17 protein-coding genes and 1 pseudogene are annotated in these 23,180 nt (G+C 74.5%); 6 read left to right on the forward strand and 12 right to left on the reverse strand.

The annotated features are described in order from the left end of the window. Nucleotides 1-94 precede the first annotated feature (94 nt). Nucleotides 95-2,686 carry a SpoIIE family protein phosphatase gene (locus ACH4VX_RS30395; protein ID WP_398371867.1) on the forward strand — a complete coding sequence of 864 codons (2,592 nt, stop codon included), beginning with the start codon at nucleotides 95-97 and terminating at the stop codon, nucleotides 2,684-2,686. A 21-nt stretch (nucleotides 2,687-2,707) separates the two neighbouring features. On the opposite strand, the gene ACH4VX_RS30400 is transcribed toward ACH4VX_RS30395, so the two are convergent. Beyond that, complete coding sequence (locus tag ACH4VX_RS30400) at nucleotides 2,708-4,837, reverse strand: SpoIIE family protein phosphatase (protein WP_398371868.1); 2,130 nt, start codon at nucleotides 4,835-4,837, stop codon at nucleotides 2,708-2,710. A gap of 176 nt (nucleotides 4,838-5,013) precedes the next feature. Then, nucleotides 5,014-5,208: a hypothetical protein gene (locus ACH4VX_RS30405; protein WP_398371869.1), complete on the reverse strand. Its 195-nt coding sequence runs from the start codon at nucleotides 5,206-5,208 to the stop codon at nucleotides 5,014-5,016. Between the two features lie 443 nt (nucleotides 5,209-5,651). Between ACH4VX_RS30405 and ACH4VX_RS30410 the strand changes: the two genes are divergently transcribed. Further along, the gene (locus ACH4VX_RS30410; RefSeq protein WP_398371870.1) at nucleotides 5,652-6,617 is read left to right on the forward strand and encodes a DMT family transporter; all 966 of its coding nucleotides are present in this window, start codon (nucleotides 5,652-5,654) and stop codon (nucleotides 6,615-6,617) included. Nucleotides 6,618-6,711: 94 nt separating this feature from the next. After that, nucleotides 6,712-6,948: pseudogene (locus tag ACH4VX_RS30415) on the forward strand (MMPL family transporter); the annotation flags it as partial. Between the two features lie 170 nt (nucleotides 6,949-7,118). On the opposite strand, the gene ACH4VX_RS30420 reads toward ACH4VX_RS30415, so the two are convergent. The 3 genes from ACH4VX_RS30420 to ACH4VX_RS30430 all read right to left on the reverse strand — a co-directional run bounded on the left by ACH4VX_RS30420 (nucleotide 7,119) and on the right by ACH4VX_RS30430 (nucleotide 10,856). After that, entirely contained in the window at nucleotides 7,119-9,089 is a 1,971-nt protein-coding gene (locus ACH4VX_RS30420) for a DUF1996 domain-containing protein (protein WP_398371955.1), read from the reverse strand. A 278-nt stretch (nucleotides 9,090-9,367) separates the two neighbouring features. Beyond that, a complete protein-coding gene (locus ACH4VX_RS30425; RefSeq protein WP_398371871.1) occupies nucleotides 9,368-10,042 on the reverse strand; it encodes a lytic polysaccharide monooxygenase in 675 nt (224 codons plus the stop codon). Nucleotides 10,043-10,223: 181 nt separating this feature from the next. Further along, entirely contained in the window at nucleotides 10,224-10,856 is a 633-nt protein-coding gene (locus ACH4VX_RS30430; protein ID WP_398371872.1) for a GNAT family N-acetyltransferase, read from the reverse strand. 105 nt (nucleotides 10,857-10,961) lie between these two features. Between ACH4VX_RS30430 and ACH4VX_RS30435 the strand changes: the two genes are divergently transcribed. Further along, nucleotides 10,962-12,047 carry a YihY/virulence factor BrkB family protein gene (locus ACH4VX_RS30435; RefSeq protein WP_398371873.1) on the forward strand — a complete coding sequence of 362 codons (1,086 nt, stop codon included), beginning with the start codon at nucleotides 10,962-10,964 and terminating at the stop codon, nucleotides 12,045-12,047. A gap of 19 nt (nucleotides 12,048-12,066) precedes the next feature. Here ACH4VX_RS30435 and ACH4VX_RS30440 read toward each other — a convergent pair whose 3' ends face one another. Next, a complete protein-coding gene (locus ACH4VX_RS30440; RefSeq protein WP_398371874.1) occupies nucleotides 12,067-12,519 on the reverse strand; it encodes a flavodoxin family protein in 453 nt (150 codons plus the stop codon). Between the two features lie 84 nt (nucleotides 12,520-12,603). Between ACH4VX_RS30440 and ACH4VX_RS30445 the strand changes: the two genes are divergently transcribed. Both ACH4VX_RS30445 and ACH4VX_RS30450 read left to right on the forward strand, forming a co-directional pair. Continuing rightward, the gene (locus ACH4VX_RS30445; protein WP_398371876.1) at nucleotides 12,604-13,281 is read left to right on the forward strand and encodes a class I SAM-dependent methyltransferase; all 678 of its coding nucleotides are present in this window, start codon (nucleotides 12,604-12,606) and stop codon (nucleotides 13,279-13,281) included. 98 nt (nucleotides 13,282-13,379) lie between these two features. After that, entirely contained in the window at nucleotides 13,380-13,829 is a 450-nt protein-coding gene (locus tag ACH4VX_RS30450; RefSeq protein ID WP_398371878.1) for an SRPBCC family protein, read from the forward strand. 117 nt (nucleotides 13,830-13,946) lie between these two features. Here ACH4VX_RS30450 and ACH4VX_RS30455 read toward each other — a convergent pair whose 3' ends face one another. The 6 genes from ACH4VX_RS30455 to ACH4VX_RS30480 form a co-directional block, all read right to left on the reverse strand. Further along, the gene (locus ACH4VX_RS30455; RefSeq protein WP_398371880.1) at nucleotides 13,947-14,297 is read right to left on the reverse strand and encodes an ArsR/SmtB family transcription factor; all 351 of its coding nucleotides are present in this window, start codon (nucleotides 14,295-14,297) and stop codon (nucleotides 13,947-13,949) included. Between the two features lie 157 nt (nucleotides 14,298-14,454). Next, nucleotides 14,455-14,880 carry an ATP-binding protein gene (locus tag ACH4VX_RS30460; RefSeq protein WP_398371882.1) on the reverse strand — a complete coding sequence of 142 codons (426 nt, stop codon included), beginning with the start codon at nucleotides 14,878-14,880 and terminating at the stop codon, nucleotides 14,455-14,457. After that, entirely contained in the window at nucleotides 14,877-16,634 is a 1,758-nt protein-coding gene (locus tag ACH4VX_RS30465; protein WP_398371883.1) for a SulP family inorganic anion transporter, read from the reverse strand. Before ACH4VX_RS30465 ends, ACH4VX_RS30460 begins: the two co-directional genes overlap by 4 nt. An 80-nt stretch (nucleotides 16,635-16,714) precedes the next feature. Continuing rightward, nucleotides 16,715-17,311, reverse strand: coding sequence for a hypothetical protein (locus ACH4VX_RS30470; RefSeq protein WP_398371884.1), 597 nt, complete (start codon nucleotides 17,309-17,311; stop codon nucleotides 16,715-16,717). A gap of 106 nt (nucleotides 17,312-17,417) precedes the next feature. Next, on the reverse strand, nucleotides 17,418-18,491 hold the full coding sequence (locus tag ACH4VX_RS30475; RefSeq protein WP_398371886.1) for an alcohol dehydrogenase catalytic domain-containing protein: 1,074 nt from the start codon (nucleotides 18,489-18,491) through the stop codon (nucleotides 17,418-17,420). A gap of 365 nt (nucleotides 18,492-18,856) precedes the next feature. Beyond that, nucleotides 18,857-23,179 (reverse strand): HAD-IC family P-type ATPase, encoded by a 4,323-nt coding sequence (locus ACH4VX_RS30480; RefSeq protein WP_398371887.1) that lies wholly within the window; start codon nucleotides 23,177-23,179, stop codon nucleotides 18,857-18,859. Nucleotide 23,180 lies beyond the last annotated feature (1 nt).

The following is a 23,180-nucleotide window of genomic DNA, read 5'->3' on the forward strand; positions in this document are numbered from 1 at the left end:
AGGTTGCGGCTCCGCCGCGCCGGACCGTCCGGCATGGCACATGCTGATGGGGAGCGAACGAATGTCCCGTGCGTCCGCACCAGGAGGGCGCGACATGGATGATGCAGCCGCCGCACCGCGCGGGCAGCGGCCCGCGGGCGTGGCCGGCCCCGGCACCGGGGAGGACCCGGGCGCGGAAGAACTCCGGACCGTGCATCCGGCGGCCCGGATCGAGGACGCGCTCGCGGAGCCCGTGGTGGCGGCGGTCCAGGACATCGGCGGATACGGCGGGCTGGTGTACCTGCGCTCGCGGGACCGGCGTTCACTGGTGCTGTGCGTGGTGGCCGGCGTCCCGCGGTCGCTGCTGATGCTCTGGTGGCGGGTGCCCGTGGGCGGCGCGCTGCCCATGTCCGAGGCGTACCGCAGGAGCGAGAGCCTGTGGCTGCCGGACGAGCGGGCCATGATGCTGCGCTTCCCGCAGTTCACCGCCGCACTGCCGTACTCGTTCGGCTCCGCCTTCCACCCGGTGCACGTCGGCGGCGAGCCCGTGGGCGTCCTGTGCGTACTCCGGTCGGCCGCCCGGGAGCCGATGGACGAGCAGACGGTGCGGGCGGCGCTGCACGACGCGGGCCGGGACATGGAGGAGCGCCTCACCGGGTTCACCCGCCAGGTACCCGGCAGGGAGGGCGCGGAGGCCGTGGCGTACGGCATCGACTACGACGACCAGCCGGTCAGCGTGCGGCTGCCGACACCGCCCGTCCGGGCCGTGTCGGTCGGCATGGTCGAGTGGGACCTGGACAGCGACCGGTGGTCCGGGGACGACGACGCGCTGTCCCTGCTGGGTGTCGCCCGGGGGGAGTTCGGCGGCACCATGGCGGAGGTCGAGGACCGGGTGAGCCCCGACGACCTGTACGAACTACGGGCGGGCCGACGGGAGGCGACGGACACCGGACAGGTCAGGGGCCGGTACTTCAGAGTGCTGGACGAGGCCGAGGACGGCGAGCGGATCCGCTACCGGCCGGTCGAACTGTGGGGGCACGTCGTACGGACGGAGGGAGACGCCCGACTCCTGGTGGGCGCCCTCGTCGACACGGCCGGCGGGGTCACCGCGGCGGAGGCCGCCGAGCGGCTGCCCGACGGGCTGTTCTCCCTGGACCAGGACGGCCGGATCGTCTACGCCAACCACCGCTGCCAGGACCTGCTGGGCTACGACCTGGAACACCTGCTCGGCCACTACCCCTGGGACGTGCTCACCTGGCTGCACGACCCGGCCTACGAGGACCGCTACCGGGCGGCGATGCTGTCGCAGGAGCCGGTGTCGTACCTGGTGCACGACCCGGACGGCGTCTGGCTGGGGTTCGTGCTCTATCCCGGGGTGCACGGGCTGACCGGCCGCGTGTTCCGCACCGGCGCTCCCGCCGGAGCCGAGCCGGGACAGCCCCTGGCCCCGGCCGGCGGGGAGGCCCCGGCGGCGCCGGAGCTGGTCGCGACGGCCCGCGCGGGAGCCCTCTACCACGTCGTGCAGATGGCCAGTGTGCTGACCGAGGCCGTCACCGTGAAGGACGTCTGCCTGGCCGTCGCCGAGCAGTTGCTGCCCGCGTTCGGCGCGCAGGAGATCGCCCTGTACACGATCCGTGACAACCGGATGTACCTGCTGTGGGAGTCCGGTTATCCGGAGCATTTCCTCGACAGTTTCGAAGGTGTCCCGCTCAACGCGAACCTGCCCGGTGTGCACGCCCTCACCACCCGGCTCCCGCTGTTCTTCGAGTCGCCGGAAGCGCTGGTCAACGCCTATCCCCAGCTCCTCCTGGACTCGATGGGCGCCTGGGCGTTCCTGCCGCTGATCGCCTCCGGACATCCGATCGGCTCCTGCATCCTCGGCTGGACCGCACCGCACCGGTTCACCCCCGAGGAGCGCACCGCGCTGACCGCGCTGGGCGGTCTGACCGCGCAGGCGATGGAGCGGGCCCGGCTCTACGACGCGGAGTCCGCCGTCGCGCGGGGGCTGCAGGAGGGACTGCTGCCGCACCGGCTGCCCGCCATCGACCGGATGCTCACCACCGGCCGCTACCTGCCCGGCACCCAGGGCATGGCCATCGGGGGCGACTGGTACGACGTGATCAGGACCGAGCGGGGGGTGGCGCTGGTCATCGGCGACGTCGAGGGGCACAGCGTCGGGGCCGCCGCCGTCATGGGGCAGCTGCGCAGCGCGGTGCACGCCTTCGCCGCCAGCGGCCGGCCGCCCCAGGAGGTCATCACCCACACCAACCGGCTGCTGGCCGATCTGGAGACGGACCTCTTCGCCACCTGCTGCTACGTCGAGCTCGATCCGGCCACCGGCCGCGCCCTGGCCGTCCGGGCGGGTCATCCCCCGCCCCTGCTGCGCCACGCCGACGGGCACACGGAGAGCCTGGACCTGCCCGGGGGCGTGCTGCTCGGGGTGCAGCCGGAGGCCGTCTACCCGGTCACGGCACTCACCCTGGCCCCCGGCAGTGTCCTCGCGCTGTACACGGACGGGCTCGTCGAAACGCCCGGCGGTGACATCGGGACGGGGATCGAGGCGGTCCGCCGCTGTCTGTCCCGCAGCCGCACCGACTCGGTCGAGGAACTCGCCGACCGGCTGATCAGGACGGCCCGCCGGACCGAGGACCGCCCGGACGACGTGGCGCTGCTGCTGACGGCGTACGACTGGCGCCCCGCCCGCTGACCGCCGCCCGGCCGCCGGTCGTCAGACGGGCGGTGTGCGGGTGGCGCGCAACAGCAGGACGGTGATGTCGTCGGCCTGCTGCACCTGACGGCGGGCCGGGTGCAGCAGGCGGTCGGCGAGGTGGTGCGGGTCGGTGTCGTGGGCGTCGGCCAGGTACGCGGCGAGGCCCCGGGTGGTCCGGGTGGCGTCGGTGCCGGGGGCCTCCACCAGGCCGTCCGTGTAGAGGGCGAGGACGGCGCCGGGGGGCAGGGCGACGGTGGTGACCGGGTAGCGGGCGCCGAGGTCGATGCCGAGCAGCGGTCCCGGCTCGACGTCCAGCACCTCGGCCCGGCCGGGCGCGTGCCGCAGCAGCGGCGGCACATGGCCCGCGCTGGACAGGCTCACCCGGTGGCGGGCCAGGTCGATGTGGGCGTAGAGGCAGGACACCAGCAGTTCGGAGTCCAGGTCCGACAGCAGGCGGTTGGTGCAGGCGAGCACCTCGTCGGGCGCCGCTCCGGCGGTGGCGTGGGCGTGGAGGGCGGTGCGGACCCGGCCCGTGAACGCGGCGGCGGTGACGCTGTGACCCTCGACGTCCCCGATGACGGCGGCGGCGGTCGTGTCGTCGAGGCGCAGGACGTCGTAGAAGTCGCCGCCGACCTCGAGGCCGTGTCCGGCGGGCAGATAGCGGGCGGCGACGTCGAGGCCGGGAAGGGCGGGCAGCGCGCGGGGCAGCAGGGCCCGCTGCAGTTCGTCGACCAGGCGGTGCTGGGTGTCGTACAGGCGGGCGCGGTCCAGGGCCTGGGCGATCAGTCCGGCCAGGGAGGTCAGAACGGCGCGCTCGTCGGCGGAGAAGGTGTGCGGACGGTCGTACGACAGGACGCAGCAGCCCACCGGCCGGCCGGAGATGACCAGCGGCAGGAAGGCCCAGGCCGCCTTGTCGCTGAGCAGGGGCGCCTTGGGGTAGCGGACGGCGATCTCGGCCCGGTCGGCGAAGAAGGCGGGGGTGCCGGCGGCCAGGGCGTCACCGGCGGGGGTGAGATCGGTGTCCAGGCTCAGGGCGTCCAGGCGTTCCACGACGTCGGGGTCGTAGCCGTGGTGGCCGGTGATCGTCAGCCGGCCGGCGTCGGCGGCGGACAGCACCAGTCCCTGGGCCTGGAAGGCGGGCAGGATCTGGTGGACGATCAGGTCGACGAGGTCCCGCACGGTGACCGTCTCGGTGAGCGCGGCGGCCAGGTGGACCAGTTGGTAGAGGCGTCCGGTGGGTGCCGGTGCGGGGCGCCGCGCGGTGACGGGTGCCGGGTCGTCCGCGGGGTGCCCGGCGCGCGGGGCGACCCGGACGCTGATGCCGCTGGTGTCGGGGTAGAGCTCGAAGACCAGCCACTGGCCGGGCGGGCGGCAGGCGGTGAAGGCGACGGGCGAGCGGCTGACCAGGGCGGTGCGGTAGTGGTCCTCGTAGACCGGGTCGTCCAGCCAGCGCAGGGCCTCCCACGGGCGGGTGCCGAGGAGCCGTTCCGCGCCCCGGCCGAGCAGCCGGGCGGCGGCGGTGCTGAGGAAGGTGATCCGTCCCTCCAGGTCGAGGGAGACGGCGCCCTCGGGCAGGCGTTCCACGTAGTCGGAGGCGGCCAGGTCGGTCTGCGCGGGCCGGGTCACGGCGTTCGGCGGGACGATCCGCGTCCGGTCGGACAGGGTGGGAGGCTGGTCGGAGTCGTCCAGGATCCGCGCGAAGCGGCGGGCGCCGGTGACGAGGTTGTGCCGCTCGCGGACCGTGAGCCGTCCCGGCCGGTCGGCGGGCCACATCAGCACCAGGCCGCCCCAGGGACGCCGCATCCCGGTCACCGGCAGCGCGGCCAGGGCGAACGGGTAGGGCAGGACGGCGGCGGCGCGCGGATAGTGGCGGGCCATCTCGTCGTGGCCGCCGATCCAGACGAGCCGGTCGCCGCGGACGGCGTCGGCGACGGGCAGCGGACTGGTCGGGGCCAGCCGCTGCCACGGCGCGAAGAACTCGGCCGGCAGGCCGCACAGCCACACCAGGCGCAGGAAACCGGACGCCCCCTCGGACAGGTAGAGCGCCCCGACCGAGGCACCGGTGCCGCGCACCGTGTCGGCCAGCGCCGCCCCCAGGGCGTCGTCCAGCGATCCGCGGCTCAGGAGCGGCTCGTCGATCCCGGACATGGTGTCCTCCGGTCCGGTGACGGGAGGGCCGGCCGCCCGCCAGGGGTACGTGCACGCCTCCCGTACCGGCGGAGGCGTACGGCGCTCCTACCCCGCACACCACGCCTGACGCGCGCCGTGGGCACATTCCCCCGCACGAGGACGTGGCGGCGGACCCGCACGCCTCCGCGGCGGTCTCACAGGCAGTAGCGCACCAGCCACTCGTCCGGGTCGTAGGCGTTGCGGGCCGGGTCCGGCGCGACGGCCGGGCGTTCCTCGACCATGTCCTCCGCCCGGACCGGCTCCGGGAGGTGTCCGAAGCGGGCGTGACGCGCGGTCGCCGCCGCGTCCGTGCCCGTGTCCTCGTGCGTGCGAACCGTCCCCTTGTCCACGGTGACTCCCCTCTCACGGCCTTGGCGCCAAGTGTCACACACCGGTGACCGGAAGCATGGTTTCCGTCGCGGCCGACCTCGGCCGGTACCGACCGGCTCCTCGCACGCGCAGCAGCTCCCTCTCCCCCGCCGGCGTCCTCGCCGGCGGCACGGGGCGGACGGTCCGGCCCCGCCACTCGTGCCGAAGCCGGGCGAGGGTGCCCGGGCCGGCCCCGCGCGGCGGCCGGCGTCCCCCCTGTGCGGGTACGGGCGAAGTCCGGCGCGGACCCGGTGCCGGTCGTCCCCGGACTCGACCTCGGGACAGCGGGGAAGCCGGGCGGCGGTCCCCGGAGAAGGAGAGGAACAGCTTCCCCGCAGGAGTGGCCCGCCGGCCGGATTGGTCCCCGATGACGGGGTGGAAGTGGACCTCTTGGCGGGCCGCCGTCCTTTCTAGCGTCGGTGCCATGAACGCCGTCACCACGCGCGGGGCCCTGCTCGCCGCGCTCGCCTGTGTCCTCGTCGGAGGCTCCTTCACCGCCAACAGCGTCCTCGGCGACTACCCGTACGCGGGTGGTCAGTTCCTGCGGTACGCCCTGGCCTGTCTGCTGCTGATCCCCCTGGCCGGCCGGGGCGCCGCCGCGAAGCTGCGGTCGCTCCCACCCCGTCCGTGGGCCCGTCTCGCGCTCCTCGCCGCGGTCGGCATGGTCGGGTTCAACCTGGCCGTCCTGGCCGCGGAGCGGACCGCGGAACCGGCGGTGCCCGGCGTCTTCGTGGGCTGCGCGCCCGTGGTGGTCGGTGTCCTCGTCCCCCTGCTGGACGGCCGCCGGCCGCAACGGGCGGTGCTGTACGGGGCGTCGGCGGTGGCCGTCGGCGCCTTCACCGTGCAGGGCTGGGGGCGTACGGACGGGGCGGGCCTCGCCTTCTCGCTGTGCGCGCTGGTCGGGGAGGTCGGGTTCGCCGTACTGGCCGTGCCCGTGCTGCGGCCCCTGGGCCCCCGTCTGCTGTCCGCCACGGTGTGCGGCGTCGCCGCGGTCGAGTCGGCGGCGGCCGGGCTGCTGCTCGACGGGTCCGGCTGGCTGCGCCGCCCCGACGGGGTCGAGGCGGCGGCGCTGCTGTGGCAGGCGGCGGTGGTCACCGTCATCGGCTTCGTGTGCTGGTACATGGGCATGCAGCGGATCGGCGCCGAGCGGGCCACCCTGTTCTCCGGGCTGATCCCGGTGGCCGCCGCGTGCACCGCGCCGCTCGTCGGCACCGGTTCCTACGGTGCGGCCCAGGCGGTGGGCAGTGCCCTGGTCGGCGCCGGGGTCGCCCTGGGATCCAGCGCGCTGGGTGTGCCCGTACGCCTGCGCCGGTCCCGTGTCCTGCCCGAGCGGGCCGGTACCTCCCCGGGCGGCGGAACGGACGTCCTCGCCGAGACCCCGAACCGGTGAGCCGGCCCCGGGCCGGGATGCCGGGATGATCACCGAAGTCTCCAGTGGGAGGAAGAGCCGGGAACCACCCGGCCGGGCAGAGGAGAGCACGCCCATGCCTTCCGGACGCGGCACGGCGGGGGTGGGGAGGAAACCCGGGGCGGGTGTGCTGCGGCGGCTGGGCGAGTGGTGCGCACGGCACTTCGTGATCGTGATCGTCGCCCGGCTCGTCGCCCTGGTGGCGCTGCAGATCGTCAGCCGTGCCGTCGGCGGGACCTACTCGGACGACTTCACGCTCTGCGACTCCCGGTCGCAGAAGGGGATCGAGGTCCTCCAGCGGCACGACCTCCAGGTCGTACGGCTGCTGCTGGTGCCGGCCGTGACGACCCTGCTGGGGCGGCACGCCTGGTGGACACCGCGACGGCTGGACGGGGTCATGCCGCACGTCGACGCGGAGGGGAGAAAGACGCGAGGCGGCAGGACCCGTGACGGGTCCTGCCGCCGTTCACGTGCCGCGTGGGGTCAGGCCCCGCGCCGCACGCTCCGCAGGACGAAGAATCCGAAGACCACCAGCACTCCGCCCAGCGCGGCGGGCCAGAGCTGGGTCCCGGTCTCGGCGAGGCTGCCGGTCTCGGCCTGTGCCTCGGTCCCGTCCTCGCTCCCGAGTTCGGGGAGGCTGCCGGGCACCTCGGCGGCCTGGGCCGCCTGGCCGCCGTCGTCCTTGCCGCCCTTGTCGCCGTTCTGGTTCCCGGCGGCGGTGTCCTCGGCCGGGAGGGAAGCCTTGACATCGGGCTGCTCGGGCCGGGCGGTGCCGTCGCCCTCCGCGGGCTCCTCGGCGGCCGGGGTCTCCGACGGCTGCTCCTGTCCGTCGTCGCCCTGGTTTCCGTCGTCCCCGGGCTTGCCGCCGCCGTTGTCCTGGTTGCCGCCGCCGTTGCCGTCGCCGCCCTGGCCCGGGTCGTCGGGCGTGGCCGTGGGCTCCTCCGGCTGCTGGGGCTCCTCCGGCTGCTGGGGCTCCTCGCTCGGGTCACCACCGCCGTTGCCGCCGCCGTCGCCGCCGGCACCGCAGGTACGGCCCTCGTTGATGCAGTCGACGACCTCGTTCATCAGGTCCTCGTCGAAGACGTTGATGAAGTCGCCGTGGTCCGTGATCGGCTTGTGCAGCTGCTCCGGGAAGGAGTCCACCGCGAACAGCGGTGTCGTCCTGCCACCGTCGTCGAGGCTCGGCGCGTCGACGTCGTACACGATGCGCTGCACCAGCTGCGGCACCGGCTTGAAGCCGGACGGGCAGTTGCCGGCCTCGTCCGCGAACGCCATGTGCGTACGGTGGTTGGCGCTGTCGATGTTGCGGCCGTCCCAGCAGCTCTGGAAGTCGAAGCTGCGCACCACGTCACTGCCCTGCGGGCACAGCGGGTACTTGTCCGTCAGCTGCCGGTCCTCGAAACCGGTGCAGCTCCAGGAGGCGTTGGCGTTGGCGGGGCCGTTGACGAACGACTTGGCATCACCGGTGATGATGCGCAGCAGCCGCGGCATCGCGGTGACCTCGCCCTGCGGATTGCCCTCGAAGGTCAGCGTGACCTCCTTGGGCGTGACGATCTCACCGGCGTTGCCCTCGATGCCGCCGCCCGGGGATGCGGCGTCCTGCTCCTGGGTCCCGTTCTGCAGCCGCAGCACGGGCCAGTAGTACGACGACTTGTCGCCCTGGTCCGCGCAGCTGGTGTCCGCCTGCGCCAGTTCCTCGTCGCTGGAGAAGGCGTTGGTGGCCTGGTTGCCGATGTAGTCGTGGAAGTGGTGGGCGCCGTTGCCGACACCCGGGGCGGCGATCACGTTGTCCGAGTTGAACAGGCCGTTCTCGTTGACGCCGCACTCGCTGACGAAGGTGCCGCGGGAGGCGTTCCCCGTCTGCTTCGGTTCGGTGACGTTGGGCTGGACGCTCTCGATGTCGACGTAGTCGCCGGCGACGGGCCCGTTGCCGGCCTGGCCGCCGTTTCCGCCCTGGTCCTGACCCTGCTGGTCCTGGCCGTCGCCTCCGTCGCCCGGCTGCCCGCCTTCGTTGCCGGCACCCTCGTTGCCGGCACCCTCCTGCCCGGCGTCCGGCTGCCCGGTGTCCGGCTGCGCGGCGTTGCCGGACTCGCGCACGGCACAGGCGGCGAGTTCCTCGAGGCCCTCGGGCCGGTCGCCGACCCGGTCGATGGCGGTCCCGATGCGAGCGAGGGTCGCGGAACGCTTCTCCTCGAGCGGCTTGGCGATCGCGTTGTCCGCGAAGGCCGGGTCCTGGCGGAGAGCCTCGGCCGACTCCCCGAGCCGCTTGTAGGCATCGGCGATCTGCGCGTCCAGCGAGGCGAGTTCCTTGTCGACCTCCGCCCGCGCCTCCTGCGGCACCGCGGTCAGCTCGGTGGCCACGTCCGGGCAGTCGATCGTGGCGCCCGAGAGGACCTGGCCGTCGCCCGGCGCGCCCTCCTCCGTCGCGGAAGCGTAGACGTTGGCCGCCATCATCCCGCCTCCGCCCAGGATCAGGGCGAAGGCGGCGAGCGTCGCGCGCTGTTTGGGGCGTCTGCGTGTGTTGCGTGCCAAGACGGTACTCCTACGCTTCCGTTGCGGGGGTGGGCGGGGGATTCCCACGCCCCATACGTAGGCGGGCCACAGCGTGTTCAAAGGACTCACGGTTTCTTCGCGGAATCTCAGAGAACTCCGGTCCCCCACGCACCGGGTCCCCACCGGACTCACGCGGTACGGCGGGGACTCGGGGACGGGAGTGGCGAGGTGCCGGTGTCTCAGCCGAAGTTCACGTCACTGCACAGGAAGTACGTCTGGTCCATGTGCGAGGCCTGCCAGATCGTGTAGACGACGTGGCGGCCACCGAGGCCGGAGGTGCTCACCGGGATCGAGTAGTTCTGGCTGGGCGCGTACGCGCCGGTGCGGGCCACCAGCTGGAGGTCGTCCCAGCCCAGCTGCTGGGTGGCGGGGTCGAAGCCCTGCCGGGTGACGTAGACGAGGAAGTAGTCCGCGCCGTGGCTGGCCTGGTCGTGCAGCTGGACGGTGAAGTTGTCGTCGACGTCCGTCGTCTTCCAGGCGCCCACCGTGTCCAGGGAGTTGTAGCGTCCGCCCTCGGTGTGCCCGCCGCTGCACAGCTGACCGTCGGGGACGACGGCCTGGAAGTTGCCGGCGGAGCCGTTGCGGTAGAGGCCGTTCCAGTTCCACATGGCGTTGGGGTTGTCCTGCCACGCCTGCCAGCACATCGGGTCCTGCTGGGCCATCGCCGGGTTCTGGAAGTCGCTCCCCCAGCGCTGCCAGCAGCCGTAGTTGCGGGACGCGGGGTCGACCACCGAGCCGTGGGCGACGGCGGTGCCGCTCCAGGGGATCAGACAGAGCAGCGCGGCGGTGACGACGCTCAGGAGGAGCGACAGACGGGACCGGAACGATAATGCATCATGACCATGCCAAGTCATGGGTTCCTTCTTTCCGCTGTGGGGGTTGTGGGGATGCGGGCACACGCCCCCACGGCCACCATGGGAGCGCTCCCAGTGCACAGGCTGCGCCCCTTGAAGCGGAGCGGCAATGCGCATTTGCGCCACTTCCGCGTCGGCCGTGGCGCGTTCGACGCGTTCGACGGAGGCGGGCTCGGGCCCGTCAGAGCCCGTCGAGGCCGTGCGTCGTACGGCCGAGGCAGACCACCGAGTCGTCCATCGGCACGTCGATCTCCTCGAAGCCCATGCGGTCGTAGAAGGCCCGCGCGGGCTTGTTGGCCGTCGCCATGACGAGGTGGACAGCCGGCACTCCCCCGTCCCGCAGAGCCTCGAGGAAGGTCCGCGTCAACTGCCGGCCGTAGCCGCGCCCCTGCCAGTCGGGCAGCAGGTCGATGTGCAGGTGGGCCGGCCAGGCGGCCAGCTCCGGGACGATCATCCGCTCGGGGTGGTGCAGGAGCCGGGCGATCGTCTCGTCCGGGGTGGCCGGCGGTCCGGACGGCTCGGGGTGGCGGTCGGCGACCAGGGGCAGCCACGCGGCGCGGAAGGCCCTGGCGAAGCGGGCGGTGTCGGCGGTGCCGACGATGTAGCCGACCGCCCGGCCCCGGCCGTCGTCCAGCACGAAGGCCAGTTCCGGCTCCAGATGGACGTAGGGCGCCGCGAAGGTGTCGGGGAAGACACCGGGATCGGTGTAGTGGGGGCGGCTGTCCTGGCCGTTGTGCGCGGTGCGGACACAGATGTCGTCGAGGGCCGGCCGGTCCTCGCGGCGGTACGGGCGGATCCTGGGGGACTCGGTCACGCCTGGCATCCTGCATCCTTGGGAGCGCTCCCACAACCCCTTTCGGGCCAGGTCGGGACCGAGGTCCCCGGCTTAGTCCTCCGGTCCCTGGTTACCCGGGAGAGCATGAAGCTGCATATCCCGGGGCGGAACGGCCGGCAGGCCGACGAGAACGTGACGGACGAGCCCCGTCCGGGTCACGGAAACGACGCGGCGGCGGACGAGCCCGGGCCCAGCGACGAGGTGGAGCGGGCGGCACCGGACACGCCGGGCAAGCTGCCGAAGGGGGCGTGGGGCGCGGCGTTCAAGGGCAGTCTGCGCGAGTTCAAGGACGACGAACTCACCGACCGGGCCGCCGCCCTGACGTACTACGGCGTGCTGGCGCTGTTCCCGGCGCTGCTGGCCCTGGTGTCGATCCTGGGCCTCACCGGCAGGTCCACCACCGACAAGGTGCTGGAGAACCTCCAGGAGCTCACCGCCCCCGGCGCGGCCCGCGACATCATCACCCGGGCGGTACAGCAGCTGCAGGGCAACGCGGGCATCGGGTCGATCGTGGCGATCGCCGGTCTGGTGCTGGCCATCTGGTCGGCGTCGGGCTACGTGGCGGCGTTCATGCGCTCGGCGAACGCGGTCTACGACATGCCCGAGGGGCGCCCGGTGTGGAAGGTGCTGCCGGTACGGCTCGGGGTGACGGTCGCGCTGATGGTGATGGCCGTGATCAGTGCGCTGATCGTGGTCTTCACCGGCGGGCTGGCCCGTCAGGCGGGTGACCTGCTCGGTCTGGGCGACACCGCGCTGACCGCGTGGTCGATCGCCAAGTGGCCGGTGCTGGTCGTCCTGGTCGTCATCATGATCGCACTGCTGTACTGGGCGGCTCCGAACGCCAAGGTCAGGGGGTTCCGGTGGATCACTCCGGGCAGTTTCCTGGCGCTGGTGATCTGGCTGATCGCCTCCGCCGGGTTCGCCCTCTACGTCGCCAACTTCGGGTCGTACAACAAGACGTACGGCACGATGGCGGGCGTCATCGTGTTCCTGATCTGGCTGTGGATCACCAATCTGGCCATTCTGCTGGGGCTGGAGTTCGACGCGGAGGTCGCCCGGCAGCGGGCCATCGCCGGGGGTCATCCGCCGGAGGCGGAGCCGTACACGCAGCCGCGCGACACCCGCGCCTGGGACGAGCAGGACCGACGGCGCATGGACGACGGGACCTGACGGCGCGGGCCGCCCGGTCTCAGTCCATCAGGCCCGCGGCGACCGCGGCGCCCAGCTCCCAGCACCGCTCGACGGCGGCCCTGTCCGGCTCGCCGGTGACGGTCACGCCGTCGGCCGCGCGGCGCCAGCCGAGGCCCGTCGTGATCGACTCGATGCCCCGCACCGCGCCCGTGACGTCGTTCCCGCCGTGCACGTAGTACCCGAAGGGCCGGCCCCGGGTGGTGTCCAGGCACGGGTAGTAGACCTGGTCGAAGAAGTGCTTGAGCGCCCCCGACATGTAGCCGAGGTTCGCCGGGGTGCCGAGGAGGTAGCCGTCGGCGTCCAGGACATCGGCGGCGGTGGCGGACAGCGCCGCCCGCCGCACCACCCGGACGCCCTCGATCTCCTCGGCGCCGGCACCGGAGAGGACGGCCTCGAACATCGCCTGGCAGTGGGGCGAGGGCGTGTGGTGGACGATCAGCAGAGTCGGCACACCCCGACCCTGCCGTGCCGGTCCGCGTGCCCGCAAGCCGCCACGGGTGGTGTCCCGTTGTGACGACGGGACGGAAATGGCACGATGCCCCGCATCGGGTACGCGGAGACGGGGTGCGTCTTGGTCGACGAGGATCACGGGTCACCGGCTGCGGCGGTGTTCGACGCCCTGGGCGGTGAGTACGAGAAGGCGTTCGCCTCCTCGTCGGCGCACCGGGCGTCGCTGGACCGGCTGCTCGGACTGCTGGCGCCCGGCAGCAGGGTGCTGGACGTGGGCAGCGGGACGGGCCGTCCCACGGCCGCCGCACTCGCCGGTGCCGGTCACCGGGTGCTGGGCGTCGACGTGTCCCCGGTGATGGTGGAGATCGCCTCCCGGCAGGTGCCCGGGGCCGAGTTCCGGTGCGCCGACATCCGCCGGACGCCCCTGGAGGACGGCTCGTTCGACGCGGTCTGCGTGTACTTCGCGCTGCTGCAGATGCCCCGGGCGGAGCAGTCGGAGCTGGTGCGCCGGCTGGCGCGGGCGCTGCGGCCGGGCGGCCTGTTCGCGCTGGCCACCGTACCGCTGGACGTCGAGGAGTTCGACGGCGTCTTCATGGGGCAGGACGTGCGCGTCACCAGTTTCGCGGCCGAGGACGTCGTCGCCCTCGTGCGTGAGGCGGGCCTGACGGTGGAGGCGCAGGAGAGCGTGATGTTCACCCCGACCCATCCCGACGCCCGGCCGGAACCCCAGCTCTTCCTGCACTGCCGCCGCGAGGAGGCGTGACCCCTCGGCCGGCCGGCGCGACGGAATCACCATGACTGGCCGGCGCGGAATCAGGTACCCGCTTTCCGTTCCCCGACGGAAAGCGAGGTAGCCGAAGCATGTCGCAGGTAGAGGAATCGATCGAGGTCGACGTCCCCGTCCGTACCGCCTACAACCAGTGGACCCAGTTCGAGAGCTTCCCGGAGTTCATGGGCGGCGTCGAACGCATCGAGCAGCGCGGCGACACACTGACCCACTGGGTGACCAAGGTCGGGGGTGTGGAACGGGAGTTCGACGCCGAGATCACCGAGCAGATCCCGGACGAACGCGTCGCCTGGACCACGGTCGACGGCGAGGCGAGGCAGGCCGGCGTCGTCACCTTCCACCGGGTGCGGGACACCACCACCAAGGTGATGCTGCAGATGGACTTCGACCCGCAGGGGGTGGCCGAGAAGGCGGGTGACAGGCTCGGCTTCGTCAAGCGCCAGGTCAGCGGTGACCTGAAGCGGTTCAAGGAGTTCATCGAGCGGCGCGGCCTGGAGACGGGCGCCTGGCGCGGCGAGGTCTGACCGCGGCGGGGCGGCGCCGTCCGGCCGGTGCCCCGCACCGGTCCCGTCCTGGTACGGCTTCCCTCCCTGGTACGACTTCCCTCGCGGTCCCGGCCTTCGGGCCGGGACCGCGGTCGTCTACGGCAGCGGTTCCGGCCCACCCTGGGCGGCCCGGAGGTCGGCGAGCAGTTCGGCCTGCCCCGCGAGCACACCGGACAGGATGGTGCGCGCCACCCGCAGCAGCTCCGCCACGTGCGGGCTGGTCAGCGAGTAGTACACGGTCGAGCCCTCCTTGCGGCCGACCACCAGGTTCGCCCGTCGCAGCACCGCCAGCTGCTGCGAGAGGTGCGCCGGCTCGATGCCCACCTCGGGAAGCATCTCCCCGACCGCGTGCTCGCGCTCGCTGAGCAGTTCCAGCACGCGGATGCGGGCGGGGTGGCCCAGCGTTTTGAAGAACTCGGCCTTCAGCTGGTACAGCGGCGTGGTCATCGGGCCGTCCCCTTTCCGGTTCCCGGCGCGGCGGCACGGCCCGGGCGGCCGGTCCTCGCGTCCATCGCCTCATCCGTTCGTCCGCGTCCGCCTCGACGCTTTCCGACATTAGCAACTCGGTACATCCCCGCCGTCCGGTGGCCGCGGGCCGGTGAACTCACAGGGGGAGCGTGATCCAGACGCTCTTTCCCCGGCCGTCGGCGTCGCCCCGGACCACGGCGGTGCCGCCCAGGCCGTGGGTCAGTTCGACGACCGTGGCCAGGCCGCCCGTCCCGGCGCCGTCCGGCCCGGACAGCCGCGGCCGGTGGGGGTGGCTGTCGTGCACGGCGAACACCAGGCACTCGGCGCTCGCCGCGTAGATCACGGTCGTCTGCGGGGAGACCTCGGCCGCGTGCCGGACGCTGTTGGTCACCAGTTCGCTCAGGATCAGCAGCGCCGGCCCCACCGCCGGGTGGTGCCCGCCGATGCCCCACTCCGCCAGGGCCTGCTCGGCCGTTTCGCGGGCGAGGCGCACGGCGCCGGGCCCGGTGGGCAGGGTGAGCACATGGCGGTACGGCAGCGCGTTCGGCGCGGACGCCGTCACGGCGCCTCCCGGGTGGGCGCGGGCACCGTGGCCGGGGGCCCCGCCGCCCGCAGGACGCCGTCGCGTTCCAGGTGGTCGCGGGCGGCGCGGATCGCCTCGGGGGTCGTGGCGTACTCCCGGCCCTCGTGCCGCAGCAGCTCCAGGACACCCACGGAGGTGAGGGCCCGGCGGTGCTCCGGGCGGACACCGGACGCCAGCACGGCGATGCCGCGCCGTCTCAGTTTCGTCACCGCGTCCTTGAGGACCAGGGCCCCGGTGGCGTCGACGACGCTCACATGGGACATCCGCAGGACGACCACGCGTACGTCGGCGAGTTCGGTCAGCTCCAGCAGGAAGCGGTGGGCGGCGGCGAAGAACAGGGGGCCGTCGAGGCGGTAGGCGACGATGTGCTCGGCGAGCAGCTCGTGCTCCTCCTCCGTGTGGTCGCCCCGGTCGAGCGGCAGCGGGGCGAGCCGGGCCTGCCGGGCGACGGCGCCCAGCGCGAGAACGCCGGCGACGACCAGGCCGATGATCACCGCCTGGACGAGGTCGAGCACGAGCGTGGCGGCGGCGGTCAGGACGAGGATCAGCGCGTCGGAGCGGGTGGCCCGGGCCATCGCGCGCAGCGAGCCGACCTCGACCATGCGCACGGCGGTCGCCAGCAGCACGCCGGCGAGGGCGGCGAGCGGGATCCGCGACACCAGCGGGGCGGCCGCGAGGACGATCACGGCGAGGACGGCGGCGTGCGTGAGCGAGGCCAGCCGGGAGGTCGCGCCGGTGCGGACGTTGACGGCGGTGCGGGCGATGGCGCCGGTCGCGGGGACGCCGCCGAACAGCGGGGCGGCGATGTTGGCGAGGCCCTGGCCGAACAGTTCGCGGTCGGGGTCGTGCCGCTGTCCGACGGTCATGCCGTCGGCGACGGAGGCGGACAGCAGCGACTCCAGGGCGGCCAGCGCCGCCACGGCCAGGGCGGGCGCGAGCAGGCTGCCCAGGGCGCCGGTGTCGACGAAGGAGAGCGAGGGGGCGGGCAGGCCCGGGGGCAGGTCGCCGATCGGACGCGCCCCGTCCAGGCCGGCCGTCCGGGCCACGACGGTGGCCGCGATCACCGCCAGGACGGAGAAGGGGACGGTCGGCTTCCAGCGCGCCCCGAGCAGCATCACGGCCGCCACGGCGAGCGCCAGCGCCGGGGCCGTCCAGTCGGGTCCGCGGGCGAATTCCCGGCCCGCCCGCCAGGCCACCACCAGGACCCGCTCCCCTTCGGGCACGGGTACGCCGAGGGCGTTCGGGATCTGCTGCAGCCCTATCACGCACGCGATGCCGAGGGTGAAGCCCTCCACCACCGGCGCGGGCACGTACCGCATGCTTCCCCCGGCTCGCAGCAGCGCCAGCGCGACCAGGACGACGCCCGCCATCAGACCGACGGTGAGCACGCCCGCGGGTCCGTGGTCGGCGACGATGGGCACCAGGACCACGGTCATCGCCCCGGTGGGCCCGGACACCTGGAGGCTGGAGCCGCCGAACACGGCCGCCAGGGTCCCGCCGACCACGGCGGTGGCCAGCCCCGCCTCGGCGCCGAGCCCGGAGGAGACACCGAAACCGAGCGCGAGCGGCAGCGCGACGACCGCGACGGTCAGGCCGGCGAGCAGGTCCCGGCGGGGATGGCGCCGCGCCTGGTCCACATCGGCGCGGGTGGGCAGCAGCGAGGTGATCCGGGACCGGACTCCGGCCTGCGGCAGCGGTACGGACACGGCTCCCCGACTTCGGCGTGACTGCATGACGAGAACAGCATGTAGCCAATTGCTAAATTTTGCAATTCAGCAGATCAACAGGTGTCTGCTTGCCGTGCCGCCCCGTCTCAGCCCGTCATCCGCTTGCGCCACGACGGCTCGACCCGGCGCCACTCGGCCTCCCACTCGGCCATGCGCCGCAGTTGCAGCCGGGCGCGGACGAGCCATCCGCCGAGCAGGACCAGTCCCCCGGCGGCGACCGCGACCGTGACACCGGCCATGACGCTCTGGAACCGGGCTTCCGCGCCGTCGGGCGGTGCGGGGACCAGCCGGCCCGCGGGATCCGTCCACACGGTGACCCCGGTGCCCGCCGGGCTCCCCGGGTCGACCTCCGCCCGGCCCGTGCGGCCGGTGCCGTCGGCGGCGGTCCACCGCACCTTGGCCCAGACGCCGCCGTCCCCGTCCTGCGTCACCGACGCGGACAGCCCGGCGGCGTCCTCGGCCAGTACGGCCGGGACGGGGGTGGCCCGCTCCCGGCGCTCGGCGAGCGACCCGTCCACGGCTGCGGCCGCCGTCAGACCGGAGAACACCCCGAGCAGCAGGGCGAGGAGGAGTGTGGCGAGCACCAGCCAGGCCTCGGCCAGATCACTGCGGCGGCGCAGCGGGTTGCTCCGCCACCGCCACAGCCGCACCCTTCGGGGCCTCGCACCCTGCGTCCTCGCCATCGGAGGTCACCTCCTCGCGTGGGTGACGAACGGCGCCTCACTCCAGGGTGGACCCGGCCGCCCCGCTCCCGCATGGGCCGAACGGCCCGATCCGCCGGTGCGCCCGTCAGACCGTCGGGTGCGCGGGCACCACCTCGTGCTGCGGAACACCGAGGACGACCTTGAGCGCCCCGGTCTCGGCGGCGTTGCCGAAGACGTCGTAGGCCTCCTGCATGTGGTCGAGCGGGAACGTGTGGGTGACCAGCCGGCGGGTGGGCAGCCGGCCGGCGGCCGCCATCCGCAGCAGGGTGGGGGTGGAGCGGGTGTCGACCAGTCCGGTGGTGATGGTGACGTTCTTGGCCCACAGGTCCTCGAGGTGCAGCGTGGCGGGCGCGCCGTGCACGCCGACGTTGGCCAGGTGCCCGCCGGGCCGCACCACGCGGGCGCACAGCTCGAAGGTCCCGGGAAGACCCACCGCCTCGATGACCACGTCCGCGCCGAGCCCGCCGGTGAGGTCCGCGATCAGCTGCTCGGGGCCCTCGCCCGCGTCGGCGACGGCCTCCGCACCGAACTCCTTCGCCGCCTGCAGCCGGGAGGCGGCCACGTCCACGGCGACGACGCGCTCGGGACCGAACAGCCGGGCGGTGGCGATCGCGGCGAGCCCGACCGGCCCGGCGCCGACCACGACGACCGTGTCACCGGGACACACCCGCCCGTTGAGCGCGCCCACCTCGTAGGCGGTGGGGAAGACGTCGGCCAGCAGCACGGCGTCCTCGCTCGCGACCGCGCCGGGCAGTGGGTGCACCGACAGGTCGGCGTACGGGACGCGGACGTATTCGGCCTGGGTGCCGTCGACGAGGTGGCCGAGGATCCATCCCCCGCCGCCCCGGCACTGGCCGTACACGCCCTCGCGGCAGTAGCCGCAGCGCCCGCAGGCGGAGATGCAGGAGACCAGGACGCGGTCCCCGGGGCGCACGGTGCGGACGTCGCCGCCGGTCTCGACGATCTCGCCGACCGCCTCGTGGCCCAGGACGGTGCCCGGACGGACCTCGGGCACGTCGCCCTTGAGGATGTGCAGGTCCGTGCCGCAGATGGTGACGGCGTCGACGCGCACGATGGCGTCGCCGGGTTCCTCGACGGCCGGGTCGGGGACCTCCTCCCAGGCGGACTGCCCGGGGCCGTGGAAGACGTAGCCCTTCATGCCGATCCTCACCCTTCTCGCTCTGCGGCGGGCTTCGGCGCCGGGCGCGCCCGCGCCCGCCCGCGTCGGCGGGGCCCCGGGTGGGTTCCGGGACCGCCCTGCACTTCCAGTCTGGGCGCAGGACGCCGGATCCGCTCGGGCCGGACGGTCCCCTGTCACATCGGCGGGGCGCCCCCGTGCTTCCGCGCCCCCGCGTTGCGCGGGGGCCCGAGTCTTCTCTCGCCCCCCCGCCGCCCCTTCCCGTCCCGCCCCTGAGGGCTCTGCCCCCGGGTCCCCGTGCACGGTTCCCCGCCGCCCCTTCCCGTCCCGCCCCTGAGGGCTCTGCCCCCGGGTCCCCGTGCACGGTTCCCCGCGCCCCTGTCCGGTCAGGCCACCGGTCGGGCGATGCCGCTGCCCAGTAGGTGGCGGGTCCGGGTCGTGGAGTCGCCGAGGCGCAGGGCCAGGCGGGAGGCGAGGTCGTAGAGGTGGCGTACCGCTCGGAGGCGTTCCAGGCGCGGGGCGAGGGCCGACAGGGTGATGGCCAGGGCGACGCCCGCCCAGGCGACGGGGCCGAGCGGGGCGCAGCCGAAGAAGTGGCTGACGCCCGGGGTCTGGACGAGACCGGCGAGCACGGCCGCGGAGCCCAGGGCCGTCGCCCACACCAGGGGGCTGTGGCGGCGCCCGGAGAGGGTCTGCGCCAGCTGGGCGCCGACCACCCCGCACAGGGCCATCGTGGTGGAGCGGCGTTCGGTGCCGGGGGTGAGGCGGCCGATCAGATAGGCGGTGACCGCGCCGAGACAGGTGGTGACGCCCCGGCGCCGGATGGAGCGCAGCAGGGGGGCGCCCAGGACGTCGAGGCCCATCGGGCCGCTCGCGGCATGCGCCGCCGTCGACGGGTCGTCGCTCGGTGTCACCGCCACCGCCATGGCGGGGAACATGTCGGTGAGCAGGTTGACCAGGAGCAGCTGACGGGTCGACAGCGGTGAGGACCCGGCGAGCAGGGTGCCCAGCACGCTGAAGCCGACCTCGCCCGCGTTGCCGCCGATGAGGATGCTGACCGCGTCGGCGACGCTGCGCCACAGCGCGCGGCCCTCGCCGACGGCGTCCACCAGGACGGACAGGTCACCGGTGGTGAGCACCAGGTCGGCGGCGTTGCGGGCGGCGGCGGAGCCGCGGGCCTCGATGCCGACGCCCACGTCGGCGGCGCGGATGGCGGCGGCGTCGTTGGCACCGTCGCCCGCCATCGCCACCACCCGGCCGGCCTGCTGCAGGGCCTCCACGACGTGCAGTTTCTGTTCGGGGGCGACCCGGGCGACGACTCCGGCGCCGTGCAGCGCGCGCACCCGGTCCGAGCGGCCCATGGCGACCAGGTCGTCCCCGGTGACCACCTCCGTCCCCTCGGGCCAGCCCAGTTGCAGGGCGATGGCGCGGGCGGTCTCCGGGTGGTCGCCGGTGAGCATGACGGGCAGGATGCCGGTCCGGCGCAGCGCGGTGAGCAGCTCCCGCGAGGTGTCGCGCGGCACGTCGGCGAGGGCGATCAGTCCGGCGAACTCCAGGTCCGCGAGGTCGGCGTCGAGCTCGGTGTCCGCGTCGCTCCCCCGGCACGGGCGCCGGGCGACGGCGAGGACGCGCAGCCCCTGGCCCGCCAGGGTGTGGGCGGTGCCGGCCGCCTCCTCGGGGAGGTCCCGGCAGGCGGGGAACACCGTCTCGGGGGCGCCCTTGACGACGAGGAGTGCCGTATCGCCGTCCCGGCCGACGGCCGCCGCGTAGCCGCGACTGGCCTCGAAGGCCAGCTCGCCGTCGACGGTCCAGCCGGCGTCGGGCGGGGCGACGTCCAGGACGGCCTCGTCGGTGGCGTGGGTGACCCGGCGCCCCTCGCCGGTCTCCTCCTGCGGGCAGGCCCGCGCGGCGAGCCGTACGACCGGTACGGCGTCGGCGGTGTCCGGGGCGAGGACGGTGCCGTCGGCGGTGGCCACCCGGACCAGGCGGAGCCGGTTCTCGGTGAGGGTTCCGGTCTTGTCGAAGCAGACGGTGTCGACCCGGCCGAGCGCCTCCAGGGTGCGCGGGGTGCGGACCAGCACGCCCCGCCGGGAGAGCCGGCGGGCGGCGGCCATCTGGGCGACGGTCGCGACCAGCGGCAGCCCTTCGGGGACGGCGGCGACGGCCACGGCGACACCGCCGCTGACGGCACGCCGCAGCGGGCTGCCGCGCAGCAGGGACAGGCCGGTCACCAGCGCACCGCCGGTGAGGGTCACCGGGAGGGCCTTGCGGGTCAGTTCCTGCAGCCGCGCCTGGACGCCGGCGGGTGGCGGGGTGCGGGCGGCCAGGGCGACGGCGCGGCCCGCCTCGGTGCGCTCGCCGGTGTCCACGACGAGCGCGTCGGCGCGGCCGGCCACGACGGTGGTGCCCTCGAAGACCATGCAGGTCCGCTGTGCGACCGGCGCGCCCGGGGTCGGGTCCAGGGCCTTGGCCACGGGCAGCGACTCGCCGGTGAGCGACGACTCGTCGACCTCCAGCCCGTCCGCCTCCAGCAGCCGTGCGTCCGCCGGTACGACGTCGCCGGCGCCGAGGCTGATCCGGTCCCCCGGCCGCAGCCGGGCGGCGTCGACGGTGACCGTGCCGCCGTGGGTGACCTGCCGGCGGGCCCTGGGCCGCTGGTGGGCGGCGAGCCGGGCCAGCGCCCGTTCGGCGCGCAGCCGCTGGAGGCCGCCCGCGACCGCGTTGATGTCCATGGCCCCGACGACGAGCAGCGCGTCGACGAGCGAGCCGAGCAGCGCCGAGGCGACCGCCCCGGTGGCCAGGACGGGGGTGAGCGGGTCGTCGAGCTCGCGGCGGACGGCGCCGGCCGCCTGCCAGGTCCAGCGGGCGGGGGCGGCCGCGGGCGTGCGGGTGAGCCGCGCGGCCCGCCGCCGGGAGCGTTCGGCGAGCAGGGCGAGTCCGCCGGGTTCGGCGTCGGTGCGGGTGTCGCGCAGCAGCCCGCGTGCCTCGTGCGGTTCCAGGGCGTGCCAGGGCACGTGCAGCCGGGGCTCGGGCGGCGTGGCGCGGGCCACGCGCAGGCCTTCCGTCCAGCCGGTGAGCAGGGCGCCCGCCGCCGCGACGTTCACCGGGGCGTGCCGGGTGAGCCGCTGCCACAGCCGGCCGCCGGGTGTGCCGCCGCGGGCCACCATGAGCCCGGACAGGGCGGCACCGGCCCGGGCCAGCGTCTGCGAGCGGCGGCCGACCCGGCGGGCCGCCGGGACGGCCGTCAGCAGGCGCCAGACGTCGGCCAGTCCGTTCGGGGCGAGCGCGTCGGCGCCCCAGGCGAGCGCCGAGCGCGCGTCCGTGAGGGCGATCGCCACATCGCCGGCGGGCAGTCCGTCCGCCACGTCGCCGCCGCCGTGCGCGGCCACGCGGGCGACGCTCACCACGATGTGCCCGTCGTTCTGCAGCGCCCGTACGACGTCGCCGAACGGCAGGTCGGCGGGGGCGACCTCGTCGGCGAGGCGGGTGATGTCCTTCAGGTCGGAACCGCCGGTGACCACGACGTGCAGCCCGGCCCGGCGGGCCGCGTCGAGGACCGCTTCGGCGCAGGGGTCGACGGGGTCCTCGAACACCGCGGGCGCGCCGTCGGCGGGCCGCGCCCGGCCGCGCAGGGCGTCGGCGTGCAGGACCAGGGAGTCGGCGATCTCCAGCTGCCGCAGCCGGCCCCCGCTGCGGACCAGGACGCCGGACCGGGCGAGATGGACGCCGAGGACCGCGTCGAAGGCGGCGGGGCCGTAGCGCGCCGCCTTGGGGGACCCGGCGAGGACGGCTTCGGCCGCCTCCCCGAGGTCGTGGGTGACGAGGAGGGTGGCGGCGGCGCCCGCGACGCTGCCGGTGCCGGCGTGGGCCGCGTACGCCTGGGCGGGCGTCACCCGCAGGGGCGGGCGGGTGCCGGGGGGACAGGGGATGCTGGTGCGCCGTTCGAGGCAGACGTCGTCGTGCAGGGCCTCGAAGGCGGCGGCCCGGGCGGTCGCCTCGGTCAGCTGGCCGGTGCGCAGCAGTCCGTCGAGCACCAGGGCCACGGGGGACTGTCCGGCGCCGTGCGCGGCGGCGTTGGCGGCGGCGAGGAGGAGTTCCATGCCTCCGCGGCCGAACCGCTGCCGGAGCAGGGCGCGGAAGCGGGGGTTCTCGCGCAGCAGGGTGACGGCGGCGGTGACCGCCTTGGGGCTCGGCGGCAGGCGCAGCGACCGGCCCACCAGGGCGCCGGCCGCGCCGGCGGCGTCCAGCAGCAGCGCGGTGGCGGCGACCCGCACCTCGCGGGGGTCGCCGGGGTGGGCCGTGTCGTCCTCGTCCTCGGGGCCGGCGTCCTCGGTCAGTCCGAGGCGGGCGGCGAGCACGACGGCACGCTCGGTCACCCGGTCGCCGGCCGCGTCCGTCACGGCGGTCACCACGAGCCGGGACAGTCCTTCGTCCCAGTACGCCGTCAGCACGTCGGGGTGGTCGAGCAGTTCGGCGGCGACCTTGCGGGCGAGCGGGGCGGCGGCGCCGTCCGGATGCCGCAGGGCCAGGTGGACGCGGTGTCCGGCCCGCCAGTGCCGGCCTCCGCCGAGGGCGTTGCGGGCGACGTGGCCGAGGCGGCGCGTCGTGTCGTGGACGGACGTCATGCCCTGTGCGGTGCCGCGGGCGGCGCCGGCGGCGGCTCCCGCCACGGCCCCGGCGAGAGGGGCGATGTCGAAGCGTGTGAGCATC

The sequence above is a fragment of the Streptomyces sp. NPDC020731 genome, assembly GCF_044334705.1.
Taxonomy (GTDB): Bacteria; Actinomycetota; Actinomycetes; order Streptomycetales; family Streptomycetaceae; genus Streptomyces.

What these genes read in the sequence shown, in the direction of transcription:
- ACH4VX_RS30395 (WP_398371867.1), top strand. Translation starts at nt 95, where the DNA reads ATGGATGATGCAGCCGCCGCACCGCGCGGGCAGCGGCCCGCGGGCGTG.
- ACH4VX_RS30450 (WP_398371878.1), top strand. Translation starts at nt 13,380, where the DNA reads ATGTCGCAGGTAGAGGAATCGATCGAGGTCGACGTCCCCGTCCGTACC.
- ACH4VX_RS30400 (WP_398371868.1), bottom strand. Translation starts at nt 4,837, where the DNA reads ATGTCCGGGATCGACGAGCCGCTCCTGAGCCGCGGATCGCTGGACGAC.
- ACH4VX_RS30410 (WP_398371870.1), top strand. Translation starts at nt 5,652, where the DNA reads ATGAACGCCGTCACCACGCGCGGGGCCCTGCTCGCCGCGCTCGCCTGT.
- ACH4VX_RS30445 (WP_398371876.1), top strand. Translation starts at nt 12,604, where the DNA reads ATGCCCCGCATCGGGTACGCGGAGACGGGGTGCGTCTTGGTCGACGAG.
- ACH4VX_RS30435 (WP_398371873.1), top strand. Translation starts at nt 10,962, where the DNA reads ATGAAGCTGCATATCCCGGGGCGGAACGGCCGGCAGGCCGACGAGAAC.
- ACH4VX_RS30475 (WP_398371886.1), bottom strand. Translation starts at nt 18,491, where the DNA reads ATGAAGGGCTACGTCTTCCACGGCCCCGGGCAGTCCGCCTGGGAGGAG.
- ACH4VX_RS30425 (WP_398371871.1), bottom strand. Translation starts at nt 10,042, where the DNA reads ATGACTTGGCATGGTCATGATGCATTATCGTTCCGGTCCCGTCTGTCG.
- ACH4VX_RS30465 (WP_398371883.1), bottom strand. Translation starts at nt 16,634, where the DNA reads ATGCAGTCACGCCGAAGTCGGGGAGCCGTGTCCGTACCGCTGCCGCAG.
- ACH4VX_RS30420 (WP_398371955.1), bottom strand. Translation starts at nt 9,089, where the DNA reads ATGATGGCGGCCAACGTCTACGCTTCCGCGACGGAGGAGGGCGCGCCG.
- ACH4VX_RS30455 (WP_398371880.1), bottom strand. Translation starts at nt 14,297, where the DNA reads ATGACCACGCCGCTGTACCAGCTGAAGGCCGAGTTCTTCAAAACGCTG.
- ACH4VX_RS30470 (WP_398371884.1), bottom strand. Translation starts at nt 17,311, where the DNA reads ATGGCGAGGACGCAGGGTGCGAGGCCCCGAAGGGTGCGGCTGTGGCGG.
- ACH4VX_RS30480 (WP_398371887.1), bottom strand. Translation starts at nt 23,179, where the DNA reads ATGCTCACACGCTTCGACATCGCCCCTCTCGCCGGGGCCGTGGCGGGA.